Genomic DNA, 23,957 nt, shown 5'->3' on the forward strand with positions numbered 1-23,957 from the left:
TCTTATGCCGCAAGCCGTATGAGGTGTCCCGTTGGGACACGATGCACCGGCCCGGCCGACCTGGCACTTCGTGCCAGGCTTTTATGAGTGGTCCCGTTGGGACCCAAGAGTCATCTCAATCCCCCTGAATAAAGTTTCTCCCCCGCCCCCGCCACTGCTTTCATCCCACCCCATGAAGAAGGCCCTCCTGTCCCTGCTCGCCGGCCTGCTCCCATGGACCGCGTCAGCCTCGATCGGCGAGCTCCCCATCCTCCACGTCGAGACCTACACCTCCCCGTCCGCCAAGTGGCGGCTCGAAGTGGACCCCACCAACCGCGAGGGCAGCGGTCCCGGCCACTACCGCATGACCCACGAAGGCAAGGTCGCTTGGGAAACCGAACTCCCCGTCACCCTCCACCACGCCACCGTCACCGACACCGGCATCACCGCCGGCTTCGGCTACAGTCACGGCACACTGGGCTTCGTCAACGGCAATGGCCCCGGCACCCTCAATACCCTCCTCATCGACCCCCGCGGCAGCGTCCTCCTCGACGACGCCATCCCGCGCGATGCCCCCCGCCCTCCCGATACCGCTCCCATCCCCAACGCCAGCGACATCATCTTCATCCCCGAAGCCGACCGCTTCGTCCTGCGCTTCTGGCATGCGTTCCTCAAGGAAAGCTGGCGCACCTACGAGCTCTCCACCGGCAAGAAACTCGACACCTTCGACCTCCACGCCACCACCCAAGCCCCCGAGGCCGCGCGCTTCATCATCGATGCCCGCCCGCTCCATGGCCTCCCCCTCATCCTCGTCCAGTGGTGGTACTCCGACGAAGACTCCGGCACGCTCTTTTCCCTCGTCGATCTCCAGGGCAAGCCCGTCTGGTCCCTCCCCCTCCCGCGCGACTACACCATCCCCGGCGACGAAAAAGCCGAGGACCGCCTCCACGACGAGATCCAGAGTGACAGCGCCATCCTCTCCATCGGCGAAGCCGGCACCTTCACCCTCCGCCTCGTCGCCGAAGCCGTGCAGGCCGACTACCACGTCACCCGCGACGGCAATACCGACCCCGGCTGGAAAGTCAGCCGCGTCTCTAACAAACCCTACACGCCACCCAAGAAAGAGGACGACGAAGAGAAGCCCGCTCCCGCACCAGAAGCCGCCATCGCCGTTCCCCAGCTCACCCCCCTCGGCGCCTTCGAGCTCCAGGACCGCCCCACTTCCGGAGCCATCCGCGGCATCGACGAATTCGCCTTCGATCCCGAAGGCCGCATCGGCTTCCTCCGCCGCGAGCCCGACAATGCCATCACCTTCGTCCTCGTCGACACGAAGGCCACCGTGCTCGCCGAGATTCCGCTGCCAAAACAGAAGGCCGACAGCACCGCCGAGTACCACATCGCCCCGCTCAGCACCACCCGCTGGATCCTCACCGACTCCACCTCTGACCCCGGTGCCAAAGCCCGCGCCTGGTGGCTCGATGTCGGGAAGCGCTCGCTCGATGAGATCGCCGGCTTCGACGCGCCCGCCATCAATGCCGTGCGCGCCACTCCCGATGGCGGCTTCGTGGCCCTCGCCACACGCCACCAGGAATTCAGCTCCACCGACTACATCATCCGCTTCGACGCCACCGGCAAACAGGCATGGACGCACGAGGCCTCCAGCGACAAGAAACCCGCCACCCTGCTCAGCCCCGAGGACCTCACCGTCACCACCCGCGGTGAAATCGCCGTCCTCGACAACATCCGCAACCAGATCAAGTGGTTCGCCCTCGATGGCAACCACCTCCGCACCACCGAACTCGAACAAGCCTGGAAGCGCAAGCCCGACTACGTCACCAACATCACGCCCGATACCGCCGGCGGCGTCATCGTCCAGGACTTCGAGAGCACCCCGCCCTTCGTCCGCATGCGCCCCGATGGCACCGTCGTCAACGAGCTCACCCCGAAGCGTCCCGATGGCCGGGTCATCGATGCCTACGTCGGACTACGCGCCGCCCCCGACGGCACTTTGTGGGCCTGCGATGGCGACGCCTTCATCCAGCTCTCCGACCAGGGCGCCGCCCTCCGCGACATCGGCTCGACCGCGGACGATGACACCCTGGGCGACATCGCCGCCGTCACCGCCGACGCGGCAGGCTCCCTCTACGCCATCGACCGCCGCACCGCCGCCGTCCACGTCTTCAGCCCCGATGGCGCGAAGCTCCGCGTCTGCAAGCCCGCCAAGGACGACTTCTCGACAAACACTTGGTTAACTCACCTCACCGTCACCAACGATGGCGGCGTGCTCGTGCAGATGGACAGTAACGACGAAGGCGAACGCTACCTCGCCTTCGGTCCCGATGGCTCACGCAAGGGCATCAAGCGGCTCGGCCTCGATGACATCAAGGAGGAGTGGTACTGCCAGCCGGCCACCGGCAACACCCTCGTGCTCGGCTACGATGCCGCCCATCTCGTCGATCCCGCGGGCAAGCAGTTGGAGAAGATCGAGCGCCAAGCCGACCGCCGGTGGTTCGAGTATCTCAGCGGCGCGGCATTCGCGGGGGACGGTTCGTTCGTCATCAATTCGAGCTCGCAACGGCTTCGGGAGAATCACCTCACCTTCTTCGATCCGACCGGCAAGCCCCTCACCACCGTCCGCGCACAGACCGATGGCCACGCGAGACTCGGCGGCTACACCGGCCGCCACATCACCCTCGCCGCCGAGCGTGTCGTCCGCATCCACGACCGCAATGGCAAGGTCATCGCCACCACACCGAAGACCGACGAAAATATCATGCACATCCTCGCCCGCGGTGGCAAGGAACTGTGGGTCATCGGCCTCGTGTCGCATGCCGTCACCCGCTACGAAATGCCGGAGTGACGAGGTGAGACATCTCCCGAGCTTCTTCGTCCCAAAGGGAACGCCCTATCCTTCTTCGTCCCAAAGGGACGGCTCATAATAGCCTGGCACGAAGTGCCAGGTAGAAGTGTGCGCGGATCGTGTCCCAACGGGACACCTCATGCTGGGAAGGGTCATGAGCAACTAGGGCGACCGCGAATCCGCCTTACGCTCCACCCTGCATGAAGTGTCCCGTTGGGACAACGGAACCACCAGACCGCAAACCCGGCACTTTCGTGCCGGGCTTTTATGAGTGGTCCCGTTGGGACCTCGGAGCGAACCATGTAAACTTTCGTGCCAAGCCTCCATGAGTAGTCCCATCAGAAGCGGAGAACAGCACCGCGCCGTCCTCCGCTCCTAACAAACACCACCATCAACTACTCCCCACCACCCTTCGGAATCTCCACCGTAACCACCTTGCCATCCGCAGCCTTGGCTTCGACCACGATGCCTTGCGGCGTCACCTTCTTCAGAAGGTATTCCTTTCCGCTCGGATCACCCGGCAGCTTGAACATCGTCTGCTCCTCCACGAGCACTTCCTGATCCCCGGACTTCAAGACCGCACTACGGTCATAGTAGGCCTTCGACTCAAGTTCCGCATCGGGCAAGCCGGCCTGGGACTCATACTTGGCACCCGCCTTGTTCGGCTTCAGATCTTCATAGATCGCGATCTTCACTCGCTGCGTCAAACCCGTCCGCTCACTCCTGAGCTCCCGCTCCTCAAACCCGGTGAACTTGAAGCGATTGGCGAACTCGCCTTCCCGGAAGAACGTATCGCCCAGCGACAGCATCTCCACCGCACTCACCCGGTTCTGCAGCTTCTTCTTGCTCGGCGTCAGCCCGATAAAGCGCGGTGCCCACTTGCCACCCGACTCCAGGCCGAATTGCACATACCACATGATCGACTCGTCGTTGAGATAGCGCAGGCCAGCCAGCGCATCCACACCAGCCACCGGCATCGGGATCGGCGCGGGAGCCGCTTCCTCCGCCATCACCGGCGGCAGCGGGAAGCGGCCATGCCGTGCGACCATCTCGACGAACTCCGACCGCTGCTCGCGTGGATCATCCGCCACCGCGGGCCGCGCGATCTCCACGACCTTCTGCCACGGCATGTCGGACACATCGGACATCTGGCGCAGCTTCATTCCAAACAAGGCGACGGCGGAGGCGAAGCGAAAGTCATGGCCTGCCTTTTCCCACGGCTGGGGCTCGCCCTTCAACGGGCTCTCGATCAAGCTGCTGACCTCGCCCTCGGGATGCTTGTAGCGCAGCTTCAGCGTGAGCCAGTCATCGCTCGCCACGGTTTCCTTCTCCGCCGGCTTTTGATAGCGCAAGCCATCCACCTTGCCGGTATCCGGCATCGCCACGCCGGGCGGGACGATTTCATAAAACGCAGTCACGGTGTGGCCCGCACCGATGTCGCCGGCATCGACCTTGTCATTGTTGAAGTCCTCGTGGCGCAGGATGCGGTTGGCATAGCCGATCAGGCGATAGGCCTGGACCTTGCCGGGATTAAACTCCACCTGGATCTTCACGTCCTTGGCGATGGTCACCAGCGTGCCGGTCAGCTTCTGCAGGAAGACGCGGCGCGCCTCATGGTCGCCGTCGATGTAGAAGTAGTTTCCGTTCCCGTCGTTGGTGATGGCTTCCAGCATCGCGTCATTGAGATTGCCGGTGCCGAAGCCAACCACGCTGAGGCTCATGCCCTTCGCGGCACCTTCCTTCACCAGCTTCACCAGATCGCCCTGGCCGGTGGTGCCCACATTGAAGTCGCCATCGGTCGCAAGGATCACCCGGTTCACCCCACCGGCCACGAGATGCTTCGCAGCCATTTCATAGGCACGCTTGATGCCTGCCCCGCCATTGGTCGAGCCACCCGCTTCGAGTTTCTCCAGGGCTTGGATCGCCGCGGACAGGCCGCGTTCATCCAGCGTCGTCGGTTCCAGCACCACGCCCTCGCTACCCGCATAGACCACGATCCCGAGCCGGTCGCGTTCATCGAGCTGGTCTAACAAAATGCGCATCGAGCGCTTCAGCAGCGGCAGCTTGGCAGGGTCCTGCATGGAGCCCGAGACATCGATCAGGAAGACCAGGTTCGAAGCCGGCCGTGCCTTGGCATCGATCTCGCGGCCCTTGATCGCCACGCGGGCGAGCAGGTGCTGCGGCTTCCACGGGCAAGTCGCCAGCGTACCGTGGACCGCGAAGGGACCATCGCCCTTCGGACCCTCGTAACGATAGTCGAAGTAGTTCACCAGTTCCTCGATCCGCACCGCATCGGCCGGCACTGTGCGGCCATCGAGCAGCATCCGGCGGACGTTCGTGTAGGAGGCCGTATCGACATCGATGGAGAACGTCGAAAGCGCATCCTGCCACGGCGACTTCCACGGCTGATCGACAAGGCGGCCGTAGTTCTCGCGGGCCATGCCATCGTCTTTCACTCCCTTCCCCTTACCGGGCACGGGAGGAGCCGAGGGCACGAGTGAGAGTTCATTGGGACCGCTCTTGTCGAGAACCGCATCGGCCCCCACGTGAGCACCGGAAGCCTTTAGTTCCTCCGGAGTGAGACGCGCTCGCCGGATCGTTTCCTTTTCGGCAAGGCCTCCCTGTCTTCCGGGCCCCGAGGCTGGTCCGCTCCCCGTCCCGATTCCTCTTCCCCTGCCCCCACCGGCACCTCCGCCGAGGCCAAGGCCCGCAGCAGGTGCCGGCGCAGCATCCAGCGCTGCGATCTCCTGCGGAATGGCTTCCTCGATAGGAGCTTCGGCCAGTGGGCTTGCGGGGGCAGCCGGTGCCACATCCGGCAGAAGAAATTCGGCCGAACTGCTGCTGGCAATCCGCCTGGCCGAGCCCGACTCATCCGCCATTCTCATGTGGGCTTCCACGGCGGGGTCGCGCAGTTTCGCCATAGGTGGCTCCGACAGCGCCACGGAGCCGTCCATCACGAGCTCCGGCCTGTCGGGGAGTCGATATGTCTGCCAGGTAATCACGCCGACAGAAAGCACCACCACTGCAGCCGCAGCCGCGGACCAGATCATCGCTCTCGAACTCCGCCTCCGCCGGTGAGCAGGCACTTTCCCGGCATCCAGCCGGGCGTCGATCGCCTGCAAAAGTTCTTCATCCGCCCCTCGGCGCGCTTGTTCGCGCAGCAGCGAGTCGAGCAGACGATCGTTCGGATCTTCAGAAGGATTCATGGGAAAAGAATTGGGAAAAGGGTCAGTTGTTTTTCGATAGGCACAGCCGCAGCGCTTCGCGGGCGCGTTCGAGGCGCTTGCGCAAGGCCGCGGGATTGAGCGACAGCAGCGCCGCCGCATCGTCGCTGGTACGACCTTCATCGTAGGTCGCACGCAGCGCCTCGGCCATCGGTGGCGGCAACTTGTCGCGGCACTCGGCGAGCCGGGCGAAGATCGCGGGATCGCCTGCGGGATAGGGGGCGAGGGTTTCCTCCAGGCGCGAGAGGGCCGCTTCATCGAAGGGGACCTCGCGGGCATGGAGGCGGCAGTGTTCGCGCCACTTGTTGCGGACGATGCCGCGCATCCACGCGGCGAAGTCGCGGGTGACTTCGAATTTCCCGAGGTTCTGCCACGCGGCGACAAAGGCATCCTGCACCAGCTCGCGCGCCGTATTCTCCGCTCCGGCCAAAGCCCGGGCGTAAGACAGCAGCGTCAGGTGATGCAGGCGGACAAGGTCGGTGAAGCGTTGCCGGTCCATCGGTTCGGGTGGGGATAAGGCGAGTGCTTGCATGGCTCTTCAACCGTGGTTGCGGCCAGAGCAGCGGATTGTGACAAGAATCTTTCCATCATCGAACGGATGACGAGGCGGAAAGATTGGCTTGCCTGATTAAACTTTGCTCCACAAAGTTTAATCCGATGAAAGCAAACTTCCTTCTAGCGATGGTCCTGTCCGTCTCCCCCGTCCTCGCCGGCCTAGAGCCCGGCGACACCGTGAAGATCAGCCTCCTCGGCGTGGATGGCGCCGAGCAAACCAAGGTGAATGGCGAATACCGCGTCGGCGAATCCGGCACGATCTCGATGCCCCTCTTGGACAATCCCGTCACCGCCCGCGGCCTGAATGCCGAGCAACTCTCCCGCGCGATCGAAGCCGCCTACCGGGCCGAGGAGATCTACACCAAGCCCTCCATCGTGGCGGAGGTACTGAAGGGACCCGAGGTGGATCCGAATCAAGCCGTCGTCAGCATCGGCGGCCAAGTGCGCAAAGCCGGCGGAACTCCCTTCCGCAAGGGCATGACCGTCATCCAGGCCCTCGACGCCGCAGGCGGCCGCAATGACTTCGGCAGCCGGAACGTGATGCTCCTGCGTGCAGGCAAGCAATACTGCCTCGATTTCCAGAAGCTGGCGCACAAGAACATCGAGCTCCTGCCGAACGACTCCATCCAAGTGGAGCAAAAGGGCGTGATCGACCGGTGGAAGGGAACCGAGGACAACGTGAAGGTGCTGATGGGGAAGTAGTGGGAAAATCCCACGGACGAAATCAGCCTCACACAAATTGGAGGGCCTTGGCGGGCTGCGAATCCACTGGGGCATTTATAATTCGCGACCGGCCAGAAAAGCGCTAACAGGAAATCGATGAAACCCCTCAGCGCATCGATCATCGTCCTCGCCGCCGCACTCCTCATCGCAAGCGGCGGGCACATCAGGTCCCACGACACTGCAGTGACGGTCATGGGCATCGGATGCCTCGTCGGCCTCGGCGGCTTGATTTCCTGGGTTGTGACCCCTCAGGAGAAGTAGGAGCGGCAGCCATCAACACCCGGAGGCCATTCGCCGGGCGGCGTCTCGCATGCGCCAGAACAGCAACCAGCTCTACTGTTTAGAGCGGGCGATCCAAAAAACAAAAGGGCCCGCGGGAATCGGAGATCCCCGCAGGCCGGATAAAAGCGATGTTTGCTTCCCCTTATTCGCCTTGGCCTTCCTCAGGCATCGGGAATGGGAGGCCGCCGTGCGGATCGGCCTTCGGCGCGTCCTGGATCTTCACCAGCTCGAGGTCGAAGATCAGCACGCTGTTCGGCGCGATCTCGGCGCTGCGGCGTTGCTCGCCGTAGGCCATTCCGCTCGGGATGAAGAGCTTCCACTTGGAGCCGACCGGCATGGTGGTGAGCGCTTCCTTGAAGCCTTCAATCACCTGCATGCCCATCGGCACGGGCTCACCTTCCGGCGAGGCGTCAAATTCGGTGCCATCGATGAGGGTGCCCTTGTAGTGCACCATGAATTGCTTCTCGGGGGCACCTTCCTTCGGCGCGACGTACTTCTCCTCGCCGCCCTTCTTGAGCACTTCGTACTGGAGGCCGCTCTTGGTGGTGGTCACGCCTTCGCGCTTGCCGTTCTCCTCGAGGAACTTCTTGCCGGCTTCGAGATTCTTGTTGGCGCCTTCCTTCTCACGAGCCTGGAGCACTTCGCCGAGCGCCTGCATGGCACCCTTCAGCTCCTCCTCGGACACTTCCGGCTTGTCGCCCTTGAAGGCGGCCAGGAAGCCCTTGAGGAAGGACTCGGTTTCGAGGTCTGCCGGCGTGATGCCAAACTGGCCGTATTGCTGGGCAAATTCACCGCCAGCGCGGAAGCCCAATCCATAGGAGGACTGGGTCTTCACCTTCGCAGGATCCACCGGCGCGGCAGGCGGCACGGGAGTTGGATCCGTCGTCTTATCCGCCGGCGCTTCGTTCTGGGCGGCCGCCGGGATCAGGGTGGCGAGACCGAAAGCCAGTACGCCGGGAATGAGGTGGAATTTCATAGCGGGGCGGACGCTAGGGGCGGAATTCCCGGTTGTCGAGCGACGGCTTTGCGGCACTTTCTCGACACAATCGGCACCAGCGTGCTTGGCTACAGGCATGAAAACCCCTGCCCTTTTCCTCGCTGGAATGCTGCTCGTCTCATGCGGTGGCGGCGGCGGCGGCGTCAGCGGCTTCCCCCGCGGCGGCTTCGGCGGCACCAGCGTCTCCGGCTCGCCCGCCGTCCTCAATGTCTCCGGCTGGGATCCGAAGGAACGCCAGCGGGGTGGCGACGCCTACTCGCAGCACGATGTCTCCGCGCTCCGGCGAAACGGCGGGCTCGGCCTGATCGCCCGCTCCGCGAAGGGCCCGCTGCTCGACGACAAATTCGGCGACTTCCTCCGCTCCGCCGACCGTCAGGGCCTCATGCTCGGCGCTTACCATTTCGTCACCATGGATCAGGATCCGGCGTATCAGGCAGATTCCTTCGTCGACCGGGTCCGGGCAACCGCCCGCAGCCGCGGGATCTCCTCGCGGAAAATCCTGCTGGTCGGCGATTTCGACACCGCCTCCTCGCCGGAGCGGCTGGTGAAATTCATCCGCCGCGTCGAGCAACGCACCGGCGTCACCCCGGTGACGTATCTGGAGAATAGCGCACGCCTCCGCGCCAGCCTCAGCAACGCCAGCCCGGCGCAGAAGTCCGTGATCCGCCGCTCCCCCTACTGGATCGCCCTCTACAGCCCCGCCGGCACCGAGCGCTCGATGGAGTCGAACAATCTCACCCCCAACGGCCTGATGGCCCAGTACGGCATCTGGGACGAGTGGGCCATGTGGCAATACGGCGGCGTCATCTGGCAAAACGGCCGCTCCACCCCGAAGCACTACAATACCAACTCATGGGGCAGCCCCCGCTACTTCGGCAATATGGCACACCCGATGGAGCGGAATGTCTTCAAGGGCGATCGAGGCGACTTGAACGCCTTCTGGGACCGCCATAGCTGGGCGTGGTGGTAACGCGACGGCTTCTACGAACGGCCACCTCTTAGCAGCTCCGCCTTGAGGATCTCGGCTCGCTTGAGGGCGGCTTCCACATCGTCGGCGAGGAAATTCGCGTGGCCCATCTTCCGGCGGCCGACCGCACGGCGCTTCCCGTAGAGATGCAGGAAAGCCGAGCCATCGGCAAACAGCGGCGACCAATCCGGCGGCACCTGCTCGTCCGGCCACATGTCGCCTAACAGGTTCAGCATCACCACCGGCGACAGCAGCTTCGGCGATCCCGCCGAGAGGCCACAGGTCACGCGCACCTGCTGCTCGAATTGCGAGGTCGCGCAGGCATCCAGCGTGTGGTGGCCGGAGTTGTGCGGGCGCGGGGCCATTTCATTGACCAGCAGCGAGCCATCGGGGAGGTGGAAAAACTCCACGCCCATGATGCCACGGTAGTCGAGCGCATCCGCCACCTGGCAGGCGATCACCTTGGCCTCCGCCGCCACCGCGGGACTGACCCTCGCCGGCACGATCGAGACATCGAGGATGTGATGTCGATGGCGATTCTCCGCCGGATCGTAGGCCACCACCGAGCCATCGGCCGAGCGCGCGACCATCACGGACAGCTCTCGCTCGAAATGAATGAAAGCCTCCAGCACCGCGCGGTCGGTGCCGAAGTTCGCCCAGACGTCCGCCAGATCTTCGTCGCCAGTAAGCTTGAGCTGGCCCTTGCCATCGTAGCCGAAGGCCGCAGTCTTCAGCACGGCGGGCGTCCCGATTTCCGCGACCGCCTTGGCCAACTCGTCGGCGGACGCGACCACCGCGAAAGGCGCACACGGGATGCCGTGCTGCTTCAGGAAAGTCTTCTCACGCTCGCGATGCTGGCAAATCGCCACCGCATTCGGCGAGGGATGCAGCGCGATCTTCGCCGCCACCGCTTCCATGGTTTCGCGCGGGATATTCTCGAATTCCACGGTCGCCACCGCGGCCTTCGAAACGAACTGTTCCAGCGCCTCCGCGGAGTCGAAAGGAAGATCGATCGCCTCGTCCGCCACCACGATCGCCGGGGCCTCCAGCCCACCGGTCCAGACCAGCGTGCGGTAGCCCATGCGCCGGGCGGACATGCAGAACATGCGGCCGAGCTGGCCGCCGCCGAGGATGCCGAGCACCGAGCCCGGCGGGATGATGGGAGTCTCTGTCACTTCGCGGGAAAAGAATGGGAAACAACAATCACCCGTGGGTCGCGTCCGGCAATGCGGGAAGTTCCGCAGCCTTCACCGTCTCGTTCTGCTTCTTGCGGAATGCCTGGAGCTTTTCCAAGAGCGCGGCGTCTTCCCCTGCCAGCATCGCCACGGCGAAAAGCGCGGCATTGATCGCGCCGGCCTTGCCGATCGCAAAGGTCGCCGTCGGGATCCCGCCCGGCATCTGGACGATCGACAGCAGCGAGTCCATGCCCTTCAGCGCGTGCGACTCCACCGGCACGCCGAGCACCGGCAAATCGGTGATCGCCGCGGTCATGCCGGGCAAATGCGCGGCCCCGCCGGCACCGGCGATGATGCATTTCAGGCCACGGCCACGAGCCTCGGTCGCATAGGAAAACAGCTTGTCCGGGGTGCGGTGGGCGCTGACGACCTCCGCCTCCCACGCCACGCCGAAATCCTCCAGCGTGCGCGCGGCGTGCTCCATCGTCGGCCAATCCGACGTGCTGCCCATGATAATGCCGACCTGCATGGGCGGGAGGGGACGACGGAACCGCCTCGGGATGCAAGTGCCGAGTGGTGCTACAAGTGCCGGGTGATCAGTGATCGGTGATCAGTGGAAAGACATCCTTTGCGGGGCATTTTGGATTTCCACCGATCACTGATCACCGATCACCCGGCACTTCTCCTGTCTTTTCCCGGCACTTTGCTGCTGACCCGATTCGCCCTCGCCCTTCCGGGCGCCGGCTGCTACCTCCCCCGCGCTCATGCTGAAGGAAGCCATCCAGGAAGTCCGCGTTTTCGCGCCCGCCACCGTTGCCAATGTCGCCTGCGGCTACGACGTGCTCGGATTCGCCATCGACGCCCCCGGGGACGAGATCGTCGTCCGCCACTGCGACAAGCCCGGCCTCCACATCACCGCCATCACCGGCGACGAGGGCAAGCTGCCGAAGAATCCTGAGAAAAACACCGCCGGCGTGGCCGCGCTCGACCTGCTCCGCCACCTCGGCATGACCGATCGCGGCATCGAGATGGAGATCCACAAGAAGATGCCCTTCGGCTCCGGCCTCGGTTCCTCCGCCGCCTCCGCCGTCGCCGGTGCCTACGCGGTGAACTACCTCATCGGCGAACCGCTTTCCAAGAAGCAACTCCTGCCCTTCGCCATGGCCGGCGAGGCCTCCGCGGACGGTGCCTGGCACGCGGACAACGTCGGCCCCTGCCTGCTCGGTGGCATCGTCTTCATCCGCAGCAATGACGAGCTCGACGTCGCCCAGCTCCCCGCCCCGAAGAATCTCTGGGCCGCCGTCGTCCACCCGGACATCGAGGTGCTCACCAAGGTCGCCCGCGAGATCCTGCCAAAGGACATCCCGCTGGTGAATGCCACCCAGCAGATCGGCAACCTCGGCGGCCTGCTCTGCGGCATCATCCAGGAAGACTACGGCCTGATTTCCCGCTCGATCCACGACGTCATCGCCGAGCCCCGCCGCCAGAAGCTCATCCCCGAATTCTACAAGGCCAAGCGCGCCGCCCTCGCCGCCGGAGCACTCGGCTTCTCGATCTCCGGCGCCGGCCCCAGCGTCTTCGCCCTGTGCGAAGGCGAGGAAACCGCGAAGAAAGTCGGCGACGCCATCTCCAAGGTCTTCTCCGCCATCCCGCTCGGCAACCAGATCTACGTCTCGAAGATCAATCCCCACGGCGTGCACGTGGTGAATGAGAAGAAGACGAAGTAACACGGTGGATTCGGGCTGGCAAAGCCCTGCCTCTCGACCACCATTCCCACATGCCGAAGGATCGATGCGAAGAAATGCGTCAAGCTCGCTTGAACATGCCGCGGCGCAGCTCCGAGCAGGCATGGGCGCAGCACGACGCGGCCGTGAAAGCCTTGCGGAACTTCGTGAGCGGGCATGCGACATCCTCCGGACATGGCTCTCCAACCAAGACAGTATCCTCCAAAAGGACCCGGCACTGAGCTTGGACCGTAGACAAGCTCACGTAGGACATCGCGTCGGATGAATTACTCCTCGCGATCTCGCCCGCTCAGATCATCGCGTCGGAAAAGCCGCTCAGTTCGCATCACATAGACCATGAAAACAAGTTCTCCTGCCACGCGGTAGAAGATGCGCAGTGGCGGAATGACCAAATGCCGGTATTCCGTGCCCCGGAGTTCCATGGGACAGGATCCCATCTCCGGACAGGTCTCCAGGTGATCCACCCGCTCGAAAACCCGTCTCACCAAACGCTTCGCAGCCGCAGGATCATCGAGCGAGATGTAGTCGGCAATCTCGTCGAGGTCTTCGAGCGCCGGTTCGGTCCAAATCACTCGAGCCATCGCGCCATCCTCCGCTTCGCGTCCTGATGAGGAACTACCCGGCCTTCTAGGATGGACTTCTCTCCACGAGCAACCCCTTCAAGAATCTCCAGTTTCTTTTGCATGCGGGAGAAGGTCTCGACACCCACCAGATAGGCTGCCGGCAAGCCGTGTTGGGTGATCAACACGGGCTCCTGATGCTCAGCCAACCCATCGATGATCTCCGTCGCCCGGCGCTTCAAGGTTGTGACCAATTCGCTCCTCATGAAGTGACACTAAAGTGATACTCCGAGGCAGTCAATTCGCCGGTTGTCGGGATTTCTCATCGACTCCGTCCCCGCCATTCCGAAGCCTTCCGGCGGGCACGCCCTTGGCACTTGGAACTTCTTACTTGGAACTTCGATGCTCTACCACTCGACCAACAATCCCGCCCACCGGGTGGACCTGAAGGAAGCGATCCTCCGCTCCCTGCCGCCGGACAATGGCCTCTACATGCCGGACACGTTGCCGGTGCTGGGGCCGGAATTCTGGGCGATCTGGCGCGAGCTGACCTTCCAGGAAATCGGCTACGCGGTGGCACATGCATTCTTCCATGAGGACGTGCCGGCCGCGGCGCTGAAGGAAATCGTCGAGGGCACGCTGGCCTTCGATGCCCCGGTAGTCCCGCTCGCTCCCGGCGATCACATCCTCGAGCTCTTCCACGGCCCGACGCTCGCCTTCAAGGACTTCGGCGCGCGCTTCATGGCCCGCCTGATGGGCTGGCTGGTCCGAGGTGACAACCGCGAGCTCACAGTCCTCGTCGCCACCTCCGGCGACACCGGTGGTGCTGTCGCCTCGGCCTTCCACCAGGTCCCCGGCACGCGCGTCATCATCCTTTATCCGAAGGGCAAGGTCTCGGGCCTGCAGGAGAAGCAACTCACCGCGCTCGGCGGCAACGTCACCGCACTGGAGATCGACGGCACCTTCGATGACTGCCAGCGCCTTGTGAAGTCCGCCTTCCTCGACCGCGAACTCTCCGAGCGCCTCAACCTGACCTCGGCGAACTCGATCAATCTCGCGCGCCTCGTTCCGCAGAGCTTCTACTACATCCATAGTGCTCGCCAGCTTCCGGAAGGAGTCGAGCCGGTGTTCGTCATCCCGTCCGGCAACTTCGGCAATCTCACCGCCGGTCTGCTCGCCATGCAGCTCGGCCTGCCGGTGAAGAAATTCATCGCGGCCACCAACGCCAACGACGTGGTCCCCGCCTATCTCAAGAGCGGCAACTACCAGCCGCGGTCGAGCACCGCGACGATCTCGAACGCCATGGACGTCGGCGCGCCATCGAACTTCGCCCGCATGCAAGCGCTCTTCGGCAGTTCATGGGAAGCGATGCGCGGGAAGATCGAGGGCACCTCCTTCACCGACGACCAGACCCGCGCGGCGATCCGCGAGGTGAAGTCGCTCTATAACTACGAGATCGACCCACACGGCGCGGTCGGCTGGCTCGCCGCCCGCAAGTGGCGCTCCGCGAACCCCGGCAATGCCACGATCACGCTGGAGACCGCGCATCCTTCGAAGTTCCTCGACGTGATGGAGCAGGAGATCGGCAAGGGTTCCGTCGAGATCCCCGAACGCCTCGCCATCCTCGCCGACCGCGAAAAAGTCGCGGTGCAACTCCCCGCCGACGAAGGCAGCTTCAAGGACTGGCTGAACCGCTGAACCGCTGATCCTTCCGCTTTGGAACACAGCCGTTCAGCAGGCTCTATTTCCCGTCCCAACAGGGCAGCTCATTCTTCGTCCCAACGGGACGGCTCATAATAGCCTGGCACGAAGTGCCAGGCAAAAACGCCCGCGACCAACGCGTCACAACGTGACGCCTCATGCGTCTAACAGCTGCATTCCCGGCCCGGATCCGAGCAACCATCGAATGGCGCTCTGCGTCGGACAAACACGGCACCGTCCCCGACGCGCGGAAGTTTTGCGATAAGACCGCACCACCCCGCATGAAGTCTCCCGTGGGGAGACCAAGCCACTGCCTTGCCTGACCCGGCACTTCGTGCCGGGCTTTTATGAATCGTCCCGTTGGGACGAAGAACGTCCCGTCGGAACGAGAGCCCTTTCCATTCAACTCACCGCTTCTTCCTCAAGAACGCCGGCACATCGAGATCTTCCCCTTCAAAGAGACTCGGCGATGCACCCTCAAACTTCCCACGCGGGCCGCCTTCGAAGCTGAGCTCGGGCTGTCCCTTGCCACCGGCCCGAGCCTTCACGGGCACGACCGGCTTCTCCGGGGCCGAGGGGTCTTCCATGCCGGCGAAGACATCGTCGAGATCATCGAAAACGCCGGGAAGGACCACCGGCTTCTCATCCTTGGTAAGAACGACCGGTTCGGCCTCGGGTTCTTCCTCCGGAGCCGCAGGCTCTTCGTCCTCGATGGTGAAGAAGGCGGGCGACTCCTCTTCTGGTGCATCTTCCATCTCCGGCATCTCGGGGAATTCGTCTTCCACCGCAGGCTCCGCCACGGACTTGTAATTCACCATCTCCTCCACCTTGCCGGCGAAGTCGTCGCTATCGGCGCGTTCTGCTGCAGGACTGGCATCGATGGTAAAGGGCGATGGCTCAGGCTCGGCAAACGGCGTGGCCTCTTCCACCGGCGGGGCAGGAGCAGGCTTCGGCTTGGTCGTAAATTCAGCCACCACCGGCTTGGTCTCCTCGAACAAGCTGGCCGCGGCGATTGCCTTGGCGACGGAGGCGGGAGGCGCGCTCTTCTTCACCGGCACCGGTGCCGGCTCGGGCGCACGCACCGGTTCAGGAGCACGGACCGGTTCAGGAGCACGGACCGCCTCACGGACGGGTTCACGAACCGGCGGCGGCGGGGCCACGGCGACTGCGACCGGTTCCTCTTCCTCCTCTTCCTCCTCTTCGGGTTCATCCATGGAGAAGCCAACGGTCGGCTCTAACAGCGCAGGCCTCTCCATCGGTGAAGTGCGGGTCGCATGCAGACGATCCTCGGGCAGCGAGCTGACCATCGTGATGCTCAGGCTCTCGCCCATGGTCGGATCGACGGCCGCGCCGAAAAGCACGTGTGCTTTGTCCGGGACGTGCTTCGAGAGGCTCTGCATCAGCAGCTCGATTTCATAGAGCGTTAGATCCTGACCACCGCAGAGGTGGACAAGCACGCTCTCGGCATCGCGCAGCAAAGCCCCTTGGTCGAGCAGCGGGCTGTTGAGCGCATTGCGCAGCGCCTTCTGGGCGCGGTCCTTGCCGCTGGCGATGCCCGAGCCGAAGAGACAGCGCGAGCGCGTGGTGCGCAGCGCGGTCATCAGGTCGTCGAGGCCCACGTTGATCAGACCCGGGCGGATCACCAGGCGGATCACCGCCTTGATGCTCTCCGAGATCATCCGGTCGGCGGCGGCGAAGGCTTCGTGGATTCCTTGCTTCGCCAGCACGAGATCGCCCATGCGGGTATTGTCGAAAGTAACCAGCGCATTCGAAAGCACGGCCAACTCGTTGAGCGAGGTATCCGCCTGATCGCGGCGACGGCGACCTTCAAAGCTGAACGGCATCGTGGCGAAGACGACGACAAACGCCCCTTCTTCCCGCGCGATGCGGCAGATGATGGGCGCGGCACCGGAGCCCGTGCCACCGCCAAGGCCCACGCAGAGGAACACGATCTTGCGGCCCTTCAGCGCGGCACGGATCTCGCTTTCGGCTTCCAGGATTGCCTGCTGGCCGAGCTCCGGGTCGCCGCCGCAGCCGAGGCCCTTGGTCAGATTGCGGCCGAGCTGGATGCGCTCGCGGGCGACCGAGCCGGACAGCGTGCGAATGTCGGTGTTCACCGCCAGCATCTCCGCGCCGTCCATGCCGTCGAGGACGACCCGGTCGAGCATGTTGGTCCCGGCACCGCCGAGGCCGACGATTTTCACGGAGGACGATGGGATGGTGTTCTGGGGGTCGCGTGGGAATTCGATCATGTCAGGGATGGCGGCCGCGCCGCCGGGGTATGTTTATTTTGAGAAGGGCCAGAGGCGGCGCAGGAAGCCGCGCTTCGGTTCACGTTCGGCCTCGATGATCTGTGCATAGCGGATCAGGCCGATCGCGGTGGTGAACTGGGGGTCCTTGAAATTCGCTTGCACACCGCTGAGTTCCGGCGGCTCGGGACGGTAGATGTCGCGCTTGAAAATATCGTGCGCCAGCTCGCCGAAGCCGCGCATCAGGCTGCTGCCACCGGACAGGAAGACGCCGGTGCCTACTCGCTCCATCGCCCCGTCAGGCAGGCGGCGCAGCAGCAGCTTCAGCGTTTCCTCCATGCGCTGGCGGATGATGTCATTGAGAAGCTGGCGCTTCACCTCCGCCTCGGCGAAGCCCTTGTCGTCCGAGACCTTGATGACGCCCACCGAGCGAGCCGGGTCAGCGGAAGCGTCGCCCTCGCGGACCTTGAGCATCTCGGCCTTTGAGAAGGCGAGGCCGGTGACGAGGTGGATGTCATTCGTGATGTGATCGCCGCCGACCGGGATGCAGCCGGACGCCTCGATCGCACCGTCGAGATAAAGTACGTAGTCCGTCGTACCACCGCCCACATCGATGACCAGCGCGCCGCGCTCCTTCGACTCGCGGTCGAGCGCGACCTGGGCCGAGGCGATGGGAGCGAAGACCAGGTCATCGATGTCCAGCGGCATCTCGCGGACGCACTTGATCTGGTTCTCGATCCGCGAGCGGATCCCGTGGATCACGTGGAAGTCGGCATCCACCGTCTTGCCGGAAAGCCCGACCGGCGAGGTCGCGTGCTCGAAGCCATCGACGCCGAAGCGGCGGATGATGTGGTGGAGGTAAACGTGGTCCGCCGGGATCGCCACGGCACGGGCGATTTCCTTCGCCTCCTGGACGTGGGCCTGGGCGATGACCGATTCGTCATCGGGCAGGCGGAAGCTGCCGCGGTTGTTCACCCCATGGATATGCGCACCGGTGACCGAGAGATAGACGCTGCCGATTTCGACATCGCTGGCATCCTCGGCTTTCACCAGTGCATCCTTGAGGCAGGCGCGGACCTGCGGGAAGTCGTAGATCTCGCCCTTGCGCACGCCCACGGACTTCGACTGGCCGACCCCGAGGATTTTCACGGAGCCGTCCGACTTCACCTCTCCGACCACCATGCAGATCTTGCTGGTGCCGATTTCAAGGCCGACGTGGATCTTCGAGCGAGGCATGGGGTGATTCAGCGATTGAGGAGATTCTGCAAGTCGCGCGAGCGGCGGTCAGGTGTGGCGACTGGCGCAGGTTCGTCGATCAAAATGGCACGCGGCGTGCCCTCCCCGCGGAGAATGACCGGGATATTGCGCTCGGGGATGAGTTCGATCGACGCGATCTGCTGGTCCTGAGTGCGGGCGTGTTCCAACGCGGAGCGCAGGTCGCCCATCTGCCGTTCGTGATCGCCGAGGCCGAAGGAAGCGGTGGTCCCGTCATGGGAAACCAGCTCCAGCGACCACGTGCGGCTTTGCCGGAGCGTGTCGATCCACTGGTCCGCACCCTCGATCTCAGTGCAGGCGACCTGATAGAGACGCATCAGGCGGTCGAATTCGGGATGCACCACCTGCTTCCCGGCAACTGGCATCTCGCCACCTTCGCCAAGCTGGAGCACCGGCAATCCGGCCGCCTTGTCGAGCAGGGCAGGCGGGCAGTGGAAAGCGAAACCGCTCCGATTGACGACCAATCCCTGCTGCGGATCGCGCGCGGGAATGCCGTGCGACGGAGAGGATATCCATGCGCGCGGCTCCCGGGCCGCGGCGTCAACGATCAGCGTGCCCGGGAATTCGCGGCGGACCTTCGCATAGGCAATCTCGGGCAATGCCTGCAACTTCGACTCGATCACGGCGACATCGCAGTCGAAAAGGCTGCCATTCAAATCAATGCCGGCCACCTGGACGAGCCGACGTTCGTCAATCGCGGGGTTCGGCGTCAGCTCGATCGCCTGCAGCCGGAACTCCTCGTTCTCCAGCAATCCACGACGGATGCCGTACTTCACGCCCCACACCGTCCCGCCGAGGAAGGCGAGGATCACGACAAACCGCACCATCTTGCGGCAGCTCTTCAAGACGCTGAACCAGACGATGCGCGGCGAAACGACCTTCGCCTGAAGCTCGATCACTTGGCGGCGATGTTGGACGCGGGAGGTACGGCGCTTGATGAACATGGTGAGGTGGGTGGGGGTCCAGTGTTCAGGTTTCAGGCACGCAAGGCCAACGAAAGCTCCGCAATTTTGAGGCAAAGCGCGGTGAAATCGATTCCATGGGCAGCGGCGGACTTCGGCAGCAGGCTCGTTTCCGTCATGCCTGGGATGGTGTTGGCTTCGAGCACGAAGGGATTGCCAGCCGCATCGAGCAGGACATCGACGCGCGAGTAAACTTCAATGCCCAGCGAACGGTGGCCGGCGAGCGCGGCTTCCAGCACGCGGCGGGTCGTCTCCGCATCCAGATCGGCCGGGCAGTAGTAATCGCTGCCCACCCCGCCGCTCAGCCATGGATACTTGTTGGCCATGTCGTAGAAGCCATCGCGCGGAGCGATGTGGACAATCGGCATGGCGGTGTCGTCGAGGATGCCCACGGTGAGTTCCTTCCCTTCGACAAAGGCTTCGACGAGGATGTCATTGCCATACTTCGCGGCGGTCTCCATGGCGGCCATCGCCTCGGAGGCCTCCTTCACGATCGTCACGCCGACGCTCGATCCTTCGCGCGGCGGCTTCACCACGAATGGCACCGGGATGGTCGGCAGCTTGGGGCCATTCGACACATCGACGATCTCGGAGGCCGGCGTCGGCACGCCCGCGGCGAGGAACTTCTCCTTGGCGAGATTCTTGTCGAAGGCGATGCGGCTGCTGGTGACACCCGCGCCGGTGTAGGGCACGCCCTTGTCCTCCAGGATTTGCTGGAGCTGGCCATCCTCGCCGAAGGTCCCGTGGATCACGTTGTAGGCGAGGCCGGAGCCGGCGGGCAGCTCGAAATCCGCGCCCGCGACATCTACCGCGACCGCGTTGTAGCCGGCCGCTTGTAGCGCCTTGAGCACGGCCTTGCCGGACGCGAGCGAAACCTCGCGTTCAGAGCCGGGGCCGCCCATCAGGACGGCGATGAGAAGATCTTTCGCGATCATATTCAGAAGGTGAATTCGTCGGCGCCGAGGACTTTCACCTCGGTCTCCAGTTCAATGCCGCGGGATTCGCGGGCGACGGCCTTGATGCGCTCGATGACTGCAAGCACTTCGCTTGCCGTCGCGCCGCCGCCATTGACGATGAAATTCCCATGCACGTCGGAAACGCGGGCCTTGCCCTCGTTGCAACCTTTCAGGCCAAGCTCGTCCACCAGCTTGCCGGCGGGCGTTTCGGCGGGGTTCTTGAAGATGCAGCCGGCGCTTGCCGCCACCGGTTGAGAAGCGCGGCGCTTCGAGCGCGACGCATCCCAACGGCCTTGGATCGCCTCGGCAGTATCGGGCTTGCCTTCGAAGACGGCTTGCAAGGCGAAGTTGCGGCGCAGTTCGGGCACATCTCGGTAGTTCGCCACGATCTCATCGCGGGAGCGGACGCGGATCTCTCCATCCTCATCGAGGAAGATGACGCTCACGACCTGATCGAAAGTCTCGGTGCCCATCGCGCCGGCATTCATGCGCAAGGCCCCGCCGACATTGCCGGGGATGCCTTCCATCCACTCGAAGCCGCCGATACCCGCGGCCTGCGCAACGCTGGCCACCTTCTTCAAGCGCACGCCCGCCCCGGCGATGACCTTGCCGTCCTCGGCGCGGCACTCGGAAAAGACGCCACCGCTGGGATGCACCACCGCGCCGCGGATGCCACCATCGCGAACCAGCAGATTCGAACCGCGGCCCACGACGCGCAACGCGATCCCCCGCTCGCGGCAATGATTCACCACCGCCGCAAACGCCTCGAAGCTATGCGGCTCGATCCAGAACTGCGCCGGGCCCCCGACCAGCATCGTGGTATGGCGGCGCATCGGTTCGTAGAGCTTGGCATCGATCTCGTCGCGCGGGGCGAGGCGCAGGATTTCCTCCAGCACCTTGAGGTCGTTCGCGATCCGCGTGCCGGCCTCATGGACGTTGCCCGCGCCGAGCGTGATCAGCAGATCGCCGGGCTCGAGGAAATTGCCAACCACATGGTGCGCGGTGGCAAGACACGGCAGCGAGACCACATCGCCATCTCCCTGGCGCTTCGCCGCATCGACGATCGTCGCGCCAGTCACGCCGGGAATCGGCAACTCGCTGGCGGGATAGACATCGGTGACGAAGACCTTGTCGGCGGCTTGCAGCACCTTGCCGAAGTCATCAGCCAAGGCCTGCGTCCGCGTGTAACGGTGCGGCTGGAAGAGCACGACCACGCGGCCGGGCTTCAACGAGCGCGCCGTCTGCAGCGTGGCCGCCAGCTCAGTCGGGTGGTGGCCATAGTCATCGACGATCCGCAGGCGCTGCGAGAGATACTTCGTTTCGAAGCGGCGCTTGGCACCCGCAAAGGTATTCAGCGCACGAGACACCAGCCGGAAATCCGCGCCGAGCTTGTCGGCGGTGGCGATCGCGGCGAGCGCATTGAGCACGTTGTGACGGCCGGGGATACCGAGTTCGACATCGCCCAAAATCTCGCCGTTGCGAACTACGGTAAATGCCGTAGCTCCGCGCAGCTCGCGGATTTCCGCGGCGGTATAATCCGCACCGGACCAGCCGTAGCTGACGGCTTGGTCGGACTTCGTCGCAACTTCCGTGGCCACCGCGCACTCCTTGCAATACACCACCGGCCCCGTGGTCTGGCTGACCAGCGTAGCGAAGACCGCCTTGATCTCCTCAAGGTCCTTGTAGTGATCGAGATGCTCGGCCTCGATGTTGAGGATGATCGAGCAGGTGGGATGGTAGAGCGCGAGCGTGCCATCGCTTTCATCCCCTTCCGCCACCATCCACTCGCCGTCTTCCGACCAGCGGGCGTTTGCGCCGAGCACCGGGATTTCCGCGCCGACATAGTGGCTCGGTTGCAGCCCACCCTCGCGCAACGCGTGGGCGACCATCGATGAGGTGGTGGTCTTGCCGTGGGTGCCGGAGACCACGATGCCTTTCCGCGTGTGCAGGATACCCGCGAGGCACTCGGCGCGGCGGATCACCGGAACTTCAGCCGCTTTCGCCGCGGCGTAGGCCGGGTTCTCGGGACGGATGGCCGAGGAGTAAACGACCACGTCCGCGCCTTGCACGGCTTCCGCGGTGTGGGGCGACGAGAAGACCAGCCCGAGCTTTTGCATGCGCTCGGTTTCCCCCGAGGTCACGCGGTCTGAGCCGCTGACGCGGTGGCCCATGCCCATCAGCAGCAGCGCCAGGCCACTCATGCCCGAGCCAGCCACCCCGATCAGGTGGATGCGCAGCGGGTGGTCGCGGTCGGTCAGCTTGGGGCTCAGGTCGTTCATTTCCGGGAAAGGGTCGCTTCGATCGCATCGCAGACCCGCGCGGCAGCGTCGGGCACGGCGAGCGAACGGGCCGCTTGTGCCATGCGGTCGCGGGTTTGCAAGTCGCTCATCAGCGTGGTGACCCTCGCGGCCAATTTCGCAGCATCGAGCGCACCTTCGGGCTCCAAAAACGCGGCGCCGGCTTTTTCAAAAACTTCCGCATTGCGGGTCTGGTGATCGTCCGCGGCGTAGGGAAACGGCACCAGGATCGAGGGCAGCCCGAGAAAGGACAATTCGGTCATGCTCGAGGCCCCGGAGCGCGACAGCACGGCGTCTGAAACCGCATATGCCGACGGCATGTCATCGCAGAAGCCCACCACGCGGTAGCCATCGCGACCGGCCGCTTCTTCCTCGACCCGTGGCTGGTCCAGCGGCCCGGCGATGTGCAGGACCTGCGTGCCTTTCGGAAAATCGCCGAACGCCATCGCTACCAGCGAATTCAAGCGCCGCGCACCTTGGCTGCCGCCGGTAACCATCAGCGTCGGCCGCGACGGATCGAGCCCGAACTTCGCCGCCGCTTCGGCCCGGCTTGGCAGGGTCCGCATTTCCGCGCGCACCGGCGTGCCGGTCGGAACCACATCCTTGCCCGGGAAAAAGCTCCGCGCCGGCTCCATCCCGATGAAGACCTTGCGGCAAAATTTCGCTGTCAGCCGGTTCGCCTTGCCGGGGAGTGCATTCGAGTCGTGCACGAAGGCCGGAAGACCGGCCCGCTTCGCCGCCCAGCAGGGTGGCAACGAGGTGAAGCCTCCCATGCCGAGCACGGCGTCGGCCTTGAACTCCTTCAGCAAGGAGCCGCAGCGACCGGTCGTGCGCCAGAGCTTCCACAGGAAGGGCAGCATCTTCGGCGAAAAGGTCGCCGGCTTGCCGATCGCGGGGACCGTTTCAAACCGGTACTGCGGGTATTTCCGGCGCGCTTCCTGGTCGATCTTCTTCTCGGAGACCAGCAGCAGCACCTCCCGGCCGCGACCCGTCCATTCTTCCGCCACCGCCAATCCGGGGAAAAGATGACCTCCCGTGCCGCCGCACGCGATTACCAACGACGTTTTCCCGCCTGAATGCTCCATAAATCCGGTGTCCCGAGACCCCCGGCCAAGGTGCCGCGCGGCCACGGCAAAGAATGCAACATTTCTTGATTATCAAGGCAATCGCCAAAACGGCCGCCGACAAGCTTTTGGCAAGCTGCCCCACTGACCCCGGAATTCGCTCCGGTCGCACCCGCATCAACCAAGACTCCCGAATTGTGTCAAAGAGCCAGAATCGCCCGAATGAATCCGAACGAGTCCGATTTTGACACCCATGTGGTGAAATTCCATTGAACCACCATACCTACGACTCGAAATCACCGCAAATTAGATTGTTAACATATCCTTACCAAATTCGCATTTGGACTGATTTTCAATACTTTACAGAACCAAATCACCCTCAAACC

At 64.0% G+C, this 23,957-nt stretch carries 19 protein-coding genes; 6 read left to right on the plus strand and 13 right to left on the minus strand.

Annotated features, from left to right (window positions below; all coding sequences use genetic code 11):
* Positions 1 to 172: 172 nt before the first annotated feature.
* Positions 173 to 2,839, plus strand: a complete 2,667-nt coding sequence (locus tag OKA05_RS09160; RefSeq protein WP_264486829.1) for an NHL repeat-containing protein — start codon at positions 173 to 175, stop codon at positions 2,837 to 2,839.
* 395 nt (positions 2,840 to 3,234) lie between these two features.
* Here the strand turns inward: OKA05_RS09160 and OKA05_RS09165 are convergent, their stop codons facing one another.
* Positions 3,235 to 6,045: an Amuc_1099 family pilus-like system protein gene (locus OKA05_RS09165; protein WP_264486830.1), complete on the minus strand. Its 2,811-nt coding sequence runs from the start codon at positions 6,043 to 6,045 to the stop codon at positions 3,235 to 3,237.
* A gap of 22 nt (positions 6,046 to 6,067) precedes the next feature.
* Positions 6,068 to 6,595, minus strand: coding sequence for an RNA polymerase sigma factor (locus OKA05_RS09170; protein ID WP_264486831.1), 528 nt, complete (start codon positions 6,593 to 6,595; stop codon positions 6,068 to 6,070).
* Positions 6,596 to 6,720: 125 nt separating this feature from the next.
* On the opposite strand from OKA05_RS09170, the gene OKA05_RS09175 reads away from it, so the two are divergent.
* Together OKA05_RS09175 and OKA05_RS09180 are read left to right on the plus strand one after the other, a co-directional pair.
* The gene (locus tag OKA05_RS09175; protein WP_264486832.1) at positions 6,721 to 7,320 is read left to right on the plus strand and encodes a polysaccharide biosynthesis/export family protein; all 600 of its coding nucleotides are present in this window, start codon (positions 6,721 to 6,723) and stop codon (positions 7,318 to 7,320) included.
* Positions 7,321 to 7,437: 117 nt separating this feature from the next.
* On the plus strand, positions 7,438 to 7,602 hold the full coding sequence (locus tag OKA05_RS09180; RefSeq protein ID WP_264486833.1) for a hypothetical protein: 165 nt from the start codon (positions 7,438 to 7,440) through the stop codon (positions 7,600 to 7,602).
* A 163-nt stretch (positions 7,603 to 7,765) separates the two neighbouring features.
* Here the strand turns inward: OKA05_RS09180 and OKA05_RS09185 are convergent, their stop codons facing one another.
* Entirely contained in the window at positions 7,766 to 8,599 is an 834-nt protein-coding gene (locus OKA05_RS09185; protein ID WP_264486834.1) for an FKBP-type peptidyl-prolyl cis-trans isomerase N-terminal domain-containing protein, read from the minus strand.
* A 97-nt stretch (positions 8,600 to 8,696) separates the two neighbouring features.
* Between OKA05_RS09185 and OKA05_RS09190 the strand changes: the two genes are divergently transcribed.
* Positions 8,697 to 9,590, plus strand: coding sequence for a GH25 family lysozyme (locus OKA05_RS09190; RefSeq protein WP_264486835.1), 894 nt, complete (start codon positions 8,697 to 8,699; stop codon positions 9,588 to 9,590).
* A gap of 11 nt (positions 9,591 to 9,601) precedes the next feature.
* On the opposite strand, the gene OKA05_RS09195 is transcribed toward OKA05_RS09190, so the two are convergent.
* Together OKA05_RS09195 and purE are read right to left on the minus strand one after the other, a co-directional pair.
* Entirely contained in the window at positions 9,602 to 10,762 is a 1,161-nt protein-coding gene (locus tag OKA05_RS09195; RefSeq protein WP_264486836.1) for a 5-(carboxyamino)imidazole ribonucleotide synthase, read from the minus strand.
* Positions 10,763 to 10,790: 28 nt separating this feature from the next.
* Positions 10,791 to 11,291 (minus strand): 5-(carboxyamino)imidazole ribonucleotide mutase, encoded by a 501-nt coding sequence (gene purE, locus OKA05_RS09200; RefSeq protein ID WP_264486837.1) that lies wholly within the window; start codon positions 11,289 to 11,291, stop codon positions 10,791 to 10,793.
* 235 nt (positions 11,292 to 11,526) lie between these two features.
* Between purE and OKA05_RS09205 the strand changes: the two genes are divergently transcribed.
* The gene (locus OKA05_RS09205; RefSeq protein ID WP_264486838.1) at positions 11,527 to 12,489 is read left to right on the plus strand and encodes a homoserine kinase; all 963 of its coding nucleotides are present in this window, start codon (positions 11,527 to 11,529) and stop codon (positions 12,487 to 12,489) included.
* 284 nt (positions 12,490 to 12,773) lie between these two features.
* Here the strand turns inward: OKA05_RS09205 and OKA05_RS09210 are convergent, their stop codons facing one another.
* Entirely contained in the window at positions 12,774 to 13,088 is a 315-nt protein-coding gene (locus OKA05_RS09210) for a type II toxin-antitoxin system RelE/ParE family toxin (protein WP_264486839.1), read from the minus strand.
* Positions 13,076 to 13,333 carry a type II toxin-antitoxin system prevent-host-death family antitoxin gene (locus OKA05_RS09215; RefSeq protein WP_264486840.1) on the minus strand — a complete coding sequence of 86 codons (258 nt, stop codon included), beginning with the start codon at positions 13,331 to 13,333 and terminating at the stop codon, positions 13,076 to 13,078. The genes OKA05_RS09210 and OKA05_RS09215 overlap by 13 nt, the downstream gene beginning before the upstream one ends.
* A 136-nt stretch (positions 13,334 to 13,469) precedes the next feature.
* Here OKA05_RS09215 and thrC point away from each other — a divergent pair, with 136 nt between their 5' ends.
* Positions 13,470 to 14,765 (plus strand): threonine synthase, encoded by a 1,296-nt coding sequence (gene thrC / locus OKA05_RS09220; RefSeq protein WP_264486841.1) that lies wholly within the window; start codon positions 13,470 to 13,472, stop codon positions 14,763 to 14,765.
* 410 nt (positions 14,766 to 15,175) lie between these two features.
* Here the strand turns inward: thrC and OKA05_RS09225 are convergent, their stop codons facing one another.
* From OKA05_RS09225 to murG, 6 genes are read right to left on the minus strand one after another with little or no spacing between them, the layout of a single operon-like run.
* Positions 15,176 to 17,020 carry a cell division protein FtsZ gene (locus OKA05_RS09225; protein WP_264486842.1) on the minus strand — a complete coding sequence of 615 codons (1,845 nt, stop codon included), beginning with the start codon at positions 17,018 to 17,020 and terminating at the stop codon, positions 15,176 to 15,178.
* Positions 17,021 to 17,053: 33 nt separating this feature from the next.
* Positions 17,054 to 18,253: a cell division protein FtsA gene (gene ftsA / locus OKA05_RS09230; protein WP_264486843.1), complete on the minus strand. Its 1,200-nt coding sequence runs from the start codon at positions 18,251 to 18,253 to the stop codon at positions 17,054 to 17,056.
* Between the two features lie 8 nt (positions 18,254 to 18,261).
* A complete protein-coding gene (locus OKA05_RS09235; RefSeq protein ID WP_264486844.1) occupies positions 18,262 to 19,236 on the minus strand; it encodes a cell division protein FtsQ/DivIB in 975 nt (324 codons plus the stop codon).
* 32 nt (positions 19,237 to 19,268) lie between these two features.
* Positions 19,269 to 20,189: a D-alanine--D-alanine ligase gene (locus OKA05_RS09240; protein WP_264486845.1), complete on the minus strand. Its 921-nt coding sequence runs from the start codon at positions 20,187 to 20,189 to the stop codon at positions 19,269 to 19,271.
* Between the two features lie 2 nt (positions 20,190 to 20,191).
* Positions 20,192 to 22,489 carry a UDP-N-acetylmuramate--L-alanine ligase gene (gene murC, locus OKA05_RS09245; RefSeq protein ID WP_264486846.1) on the minus strand — a complete coding sequence of 766 codons (2,298 nt, stop codon included), beginning with the start codon at positions 22,487 to 22,489 and terminating at the stop codon, positions 20,192 to 20,194.
* Positions 22,486 to 23,592: an undecaprenyldiphospho-muramoylpentapeptide beta-N-acetylglucosaminyltransferase gene (gene murG, locus OKA05_RS09250; RefSeq protein ID WP_264486847.1), complete on the minus strand. Its 1,107-nt coding sequence runs from the start codon at positions 23,590 to 23,592 to the stop codon at positions 22,486 to 22,488. The genes murC and murG overlap by 4 nt, the downstream gene beginning before the upstream one ends.
* Positions 23,593 to 23,957 lie beyond the last annotated feature (365 nt).

This window comes from Luteolibacter arcticus (assembly GCF_025950235.1).
Taxonomy (GTDB): domain Bacteria; phylum Verrucomicrobiota; class Verrucomicrobiia; order Verrucomicrobiales; family Akkermansiaceae; genus Haloferula; species Haloferula arctica.

What these genes read in the sequence shown, in the direction of transcription:
- OKA05_RS09160 (WP_264486829.1), top strand. Translation starts at nt 173, where the DNA reads ATGAAGAAGGCCCTCCTGTCCCTGCTCGCCGGCCTGCTCCCATGGACC.
- OKA05_RS09165 (WP_264486830.1), bottom strand. Translation starts at nt 6,045, where the DNA reads ATGAATCCTTCTGAAGATCCGAACGATCGTCTGCTCGACTCGCTGCTG.
- OKA05_RS09170 (WP_264486831.1), bottom strand. Translation starts at nt 6,595, where the DNA reads ATGCAAGCACTCGCCTTATCCCCACCCGAACCGATGGACCGGCAACGC.
- OKA05_RS09175 (WP_264486832.1), top strand. Translation starts at nt 6,721, where the DNA reads ATGAAAGCAAACTTCCTTCTAGCGATGGTCCTGTCCGTCTCCCCCGTC.
- OKA05_RS09180 (WP_264486833.1), top strand. Translation starts at nt 7,438, where the DNA reads ATGAAACCCCTCAGCGCATCGATCATCGTCCTCGCCGCCGCACTCCTC.
- OKA05_RS09185 (WP_264486834.1), bottom strand. Translation starts at nt 8,599, where the DNA reads ATGAAATTCCACCTCATTCCCGGCGTACTGGCTTTCGGTCTCGCCACC.
- OKA05_RS09190 (WP_264486835.1), top strand. Translation starts at nt 8,697, where the DNA reads ATGAAAACCCCTGCCCTTTTCCTCGCTGGAATGCTGCTCGTCTCATGC.
- purE (WP_264486837.1), bottom strand. Translation starts at nt 11,291, where the DNA reads ATGCAGGTCGGCATTATCATGGGCAGCACGTCGGATTGGCCGACGATG.
- OKA05_RS09205 (WP_264486838.1), top strand. Translation starts at nt 11,527, where the DNA reads ATGCTGAAGGAAGCCATCCAGGAAGTCCGCGTTTTCGCGCCCGCCACC.
- OKA05_RS09210 (WP_264486839.1), bottom strand. Translation starts at nt 13,088, where the DNA reads ATGGCTCGAGTGATTTGGACCGAACCGGCGCTCGAAGACCTCGACGAG.
- OKA05_RS09215 (WP_264486840.1), bottom strand. Translation starts at nt 13,333, where the DNA reads ATGAGGAGCGAATTGGTCACAACCTTGAAGCGCCGGGCGACGGAGATC.
- thrC (WP_264486841.1), top strand. Translation starts at nt 13,470, where the DNA reads ATGCTCTACCACTCGACCAACAATCCCGCCCACCGGGTGGACCTGAAG.
- OKA05_RS09225 (WP_264486842.1), bottom strand. Translation starts at nt 17,020, where the DNA reads ATGATCGAATTCCCACGCGACCCCCAGAACACCATCCCATCGTCCTCC.
- ftsA (WP_264486843.1), bottom strand. Translation starts at nt 18,253, where the DNA reads ATGCCTCGCTCGAAGATCCACGTCGGCCTTGAAATCGGCACCAGCAAG.
- OKA05_RS09235 (WP_264486844.1), bottom strand. Translation starts at nt 19,236, where the DNA reads ATGTTCATCAAGCGCCGTACCTCCCGCGTCCAACATCGCCGCCAAGTG.
- OKA05_RS09240 (WP_264486845.1), bottom strand. Translation starts at nt 20,189, where the DNA reads ATGATCGCGAAAGATCTTCTCATCGCCGTCCTGATGGGCGGCCCCGGC.
- murC (WP_264486846.1), bottom strand. Translation starts at nt 22,489, where the DNA reads ATGAACGACCTGAGCCCCAAGCTGACCGACCGCGACCACCCGCTGCGC.
- murG (WP_264486847.1), bottom strand. Translation starts at nt 23,592, where the DNA reads ATGGAGCATTCAGGCGGGAAAACGTCGTTGGTAATCGCGTGCGGCGGC.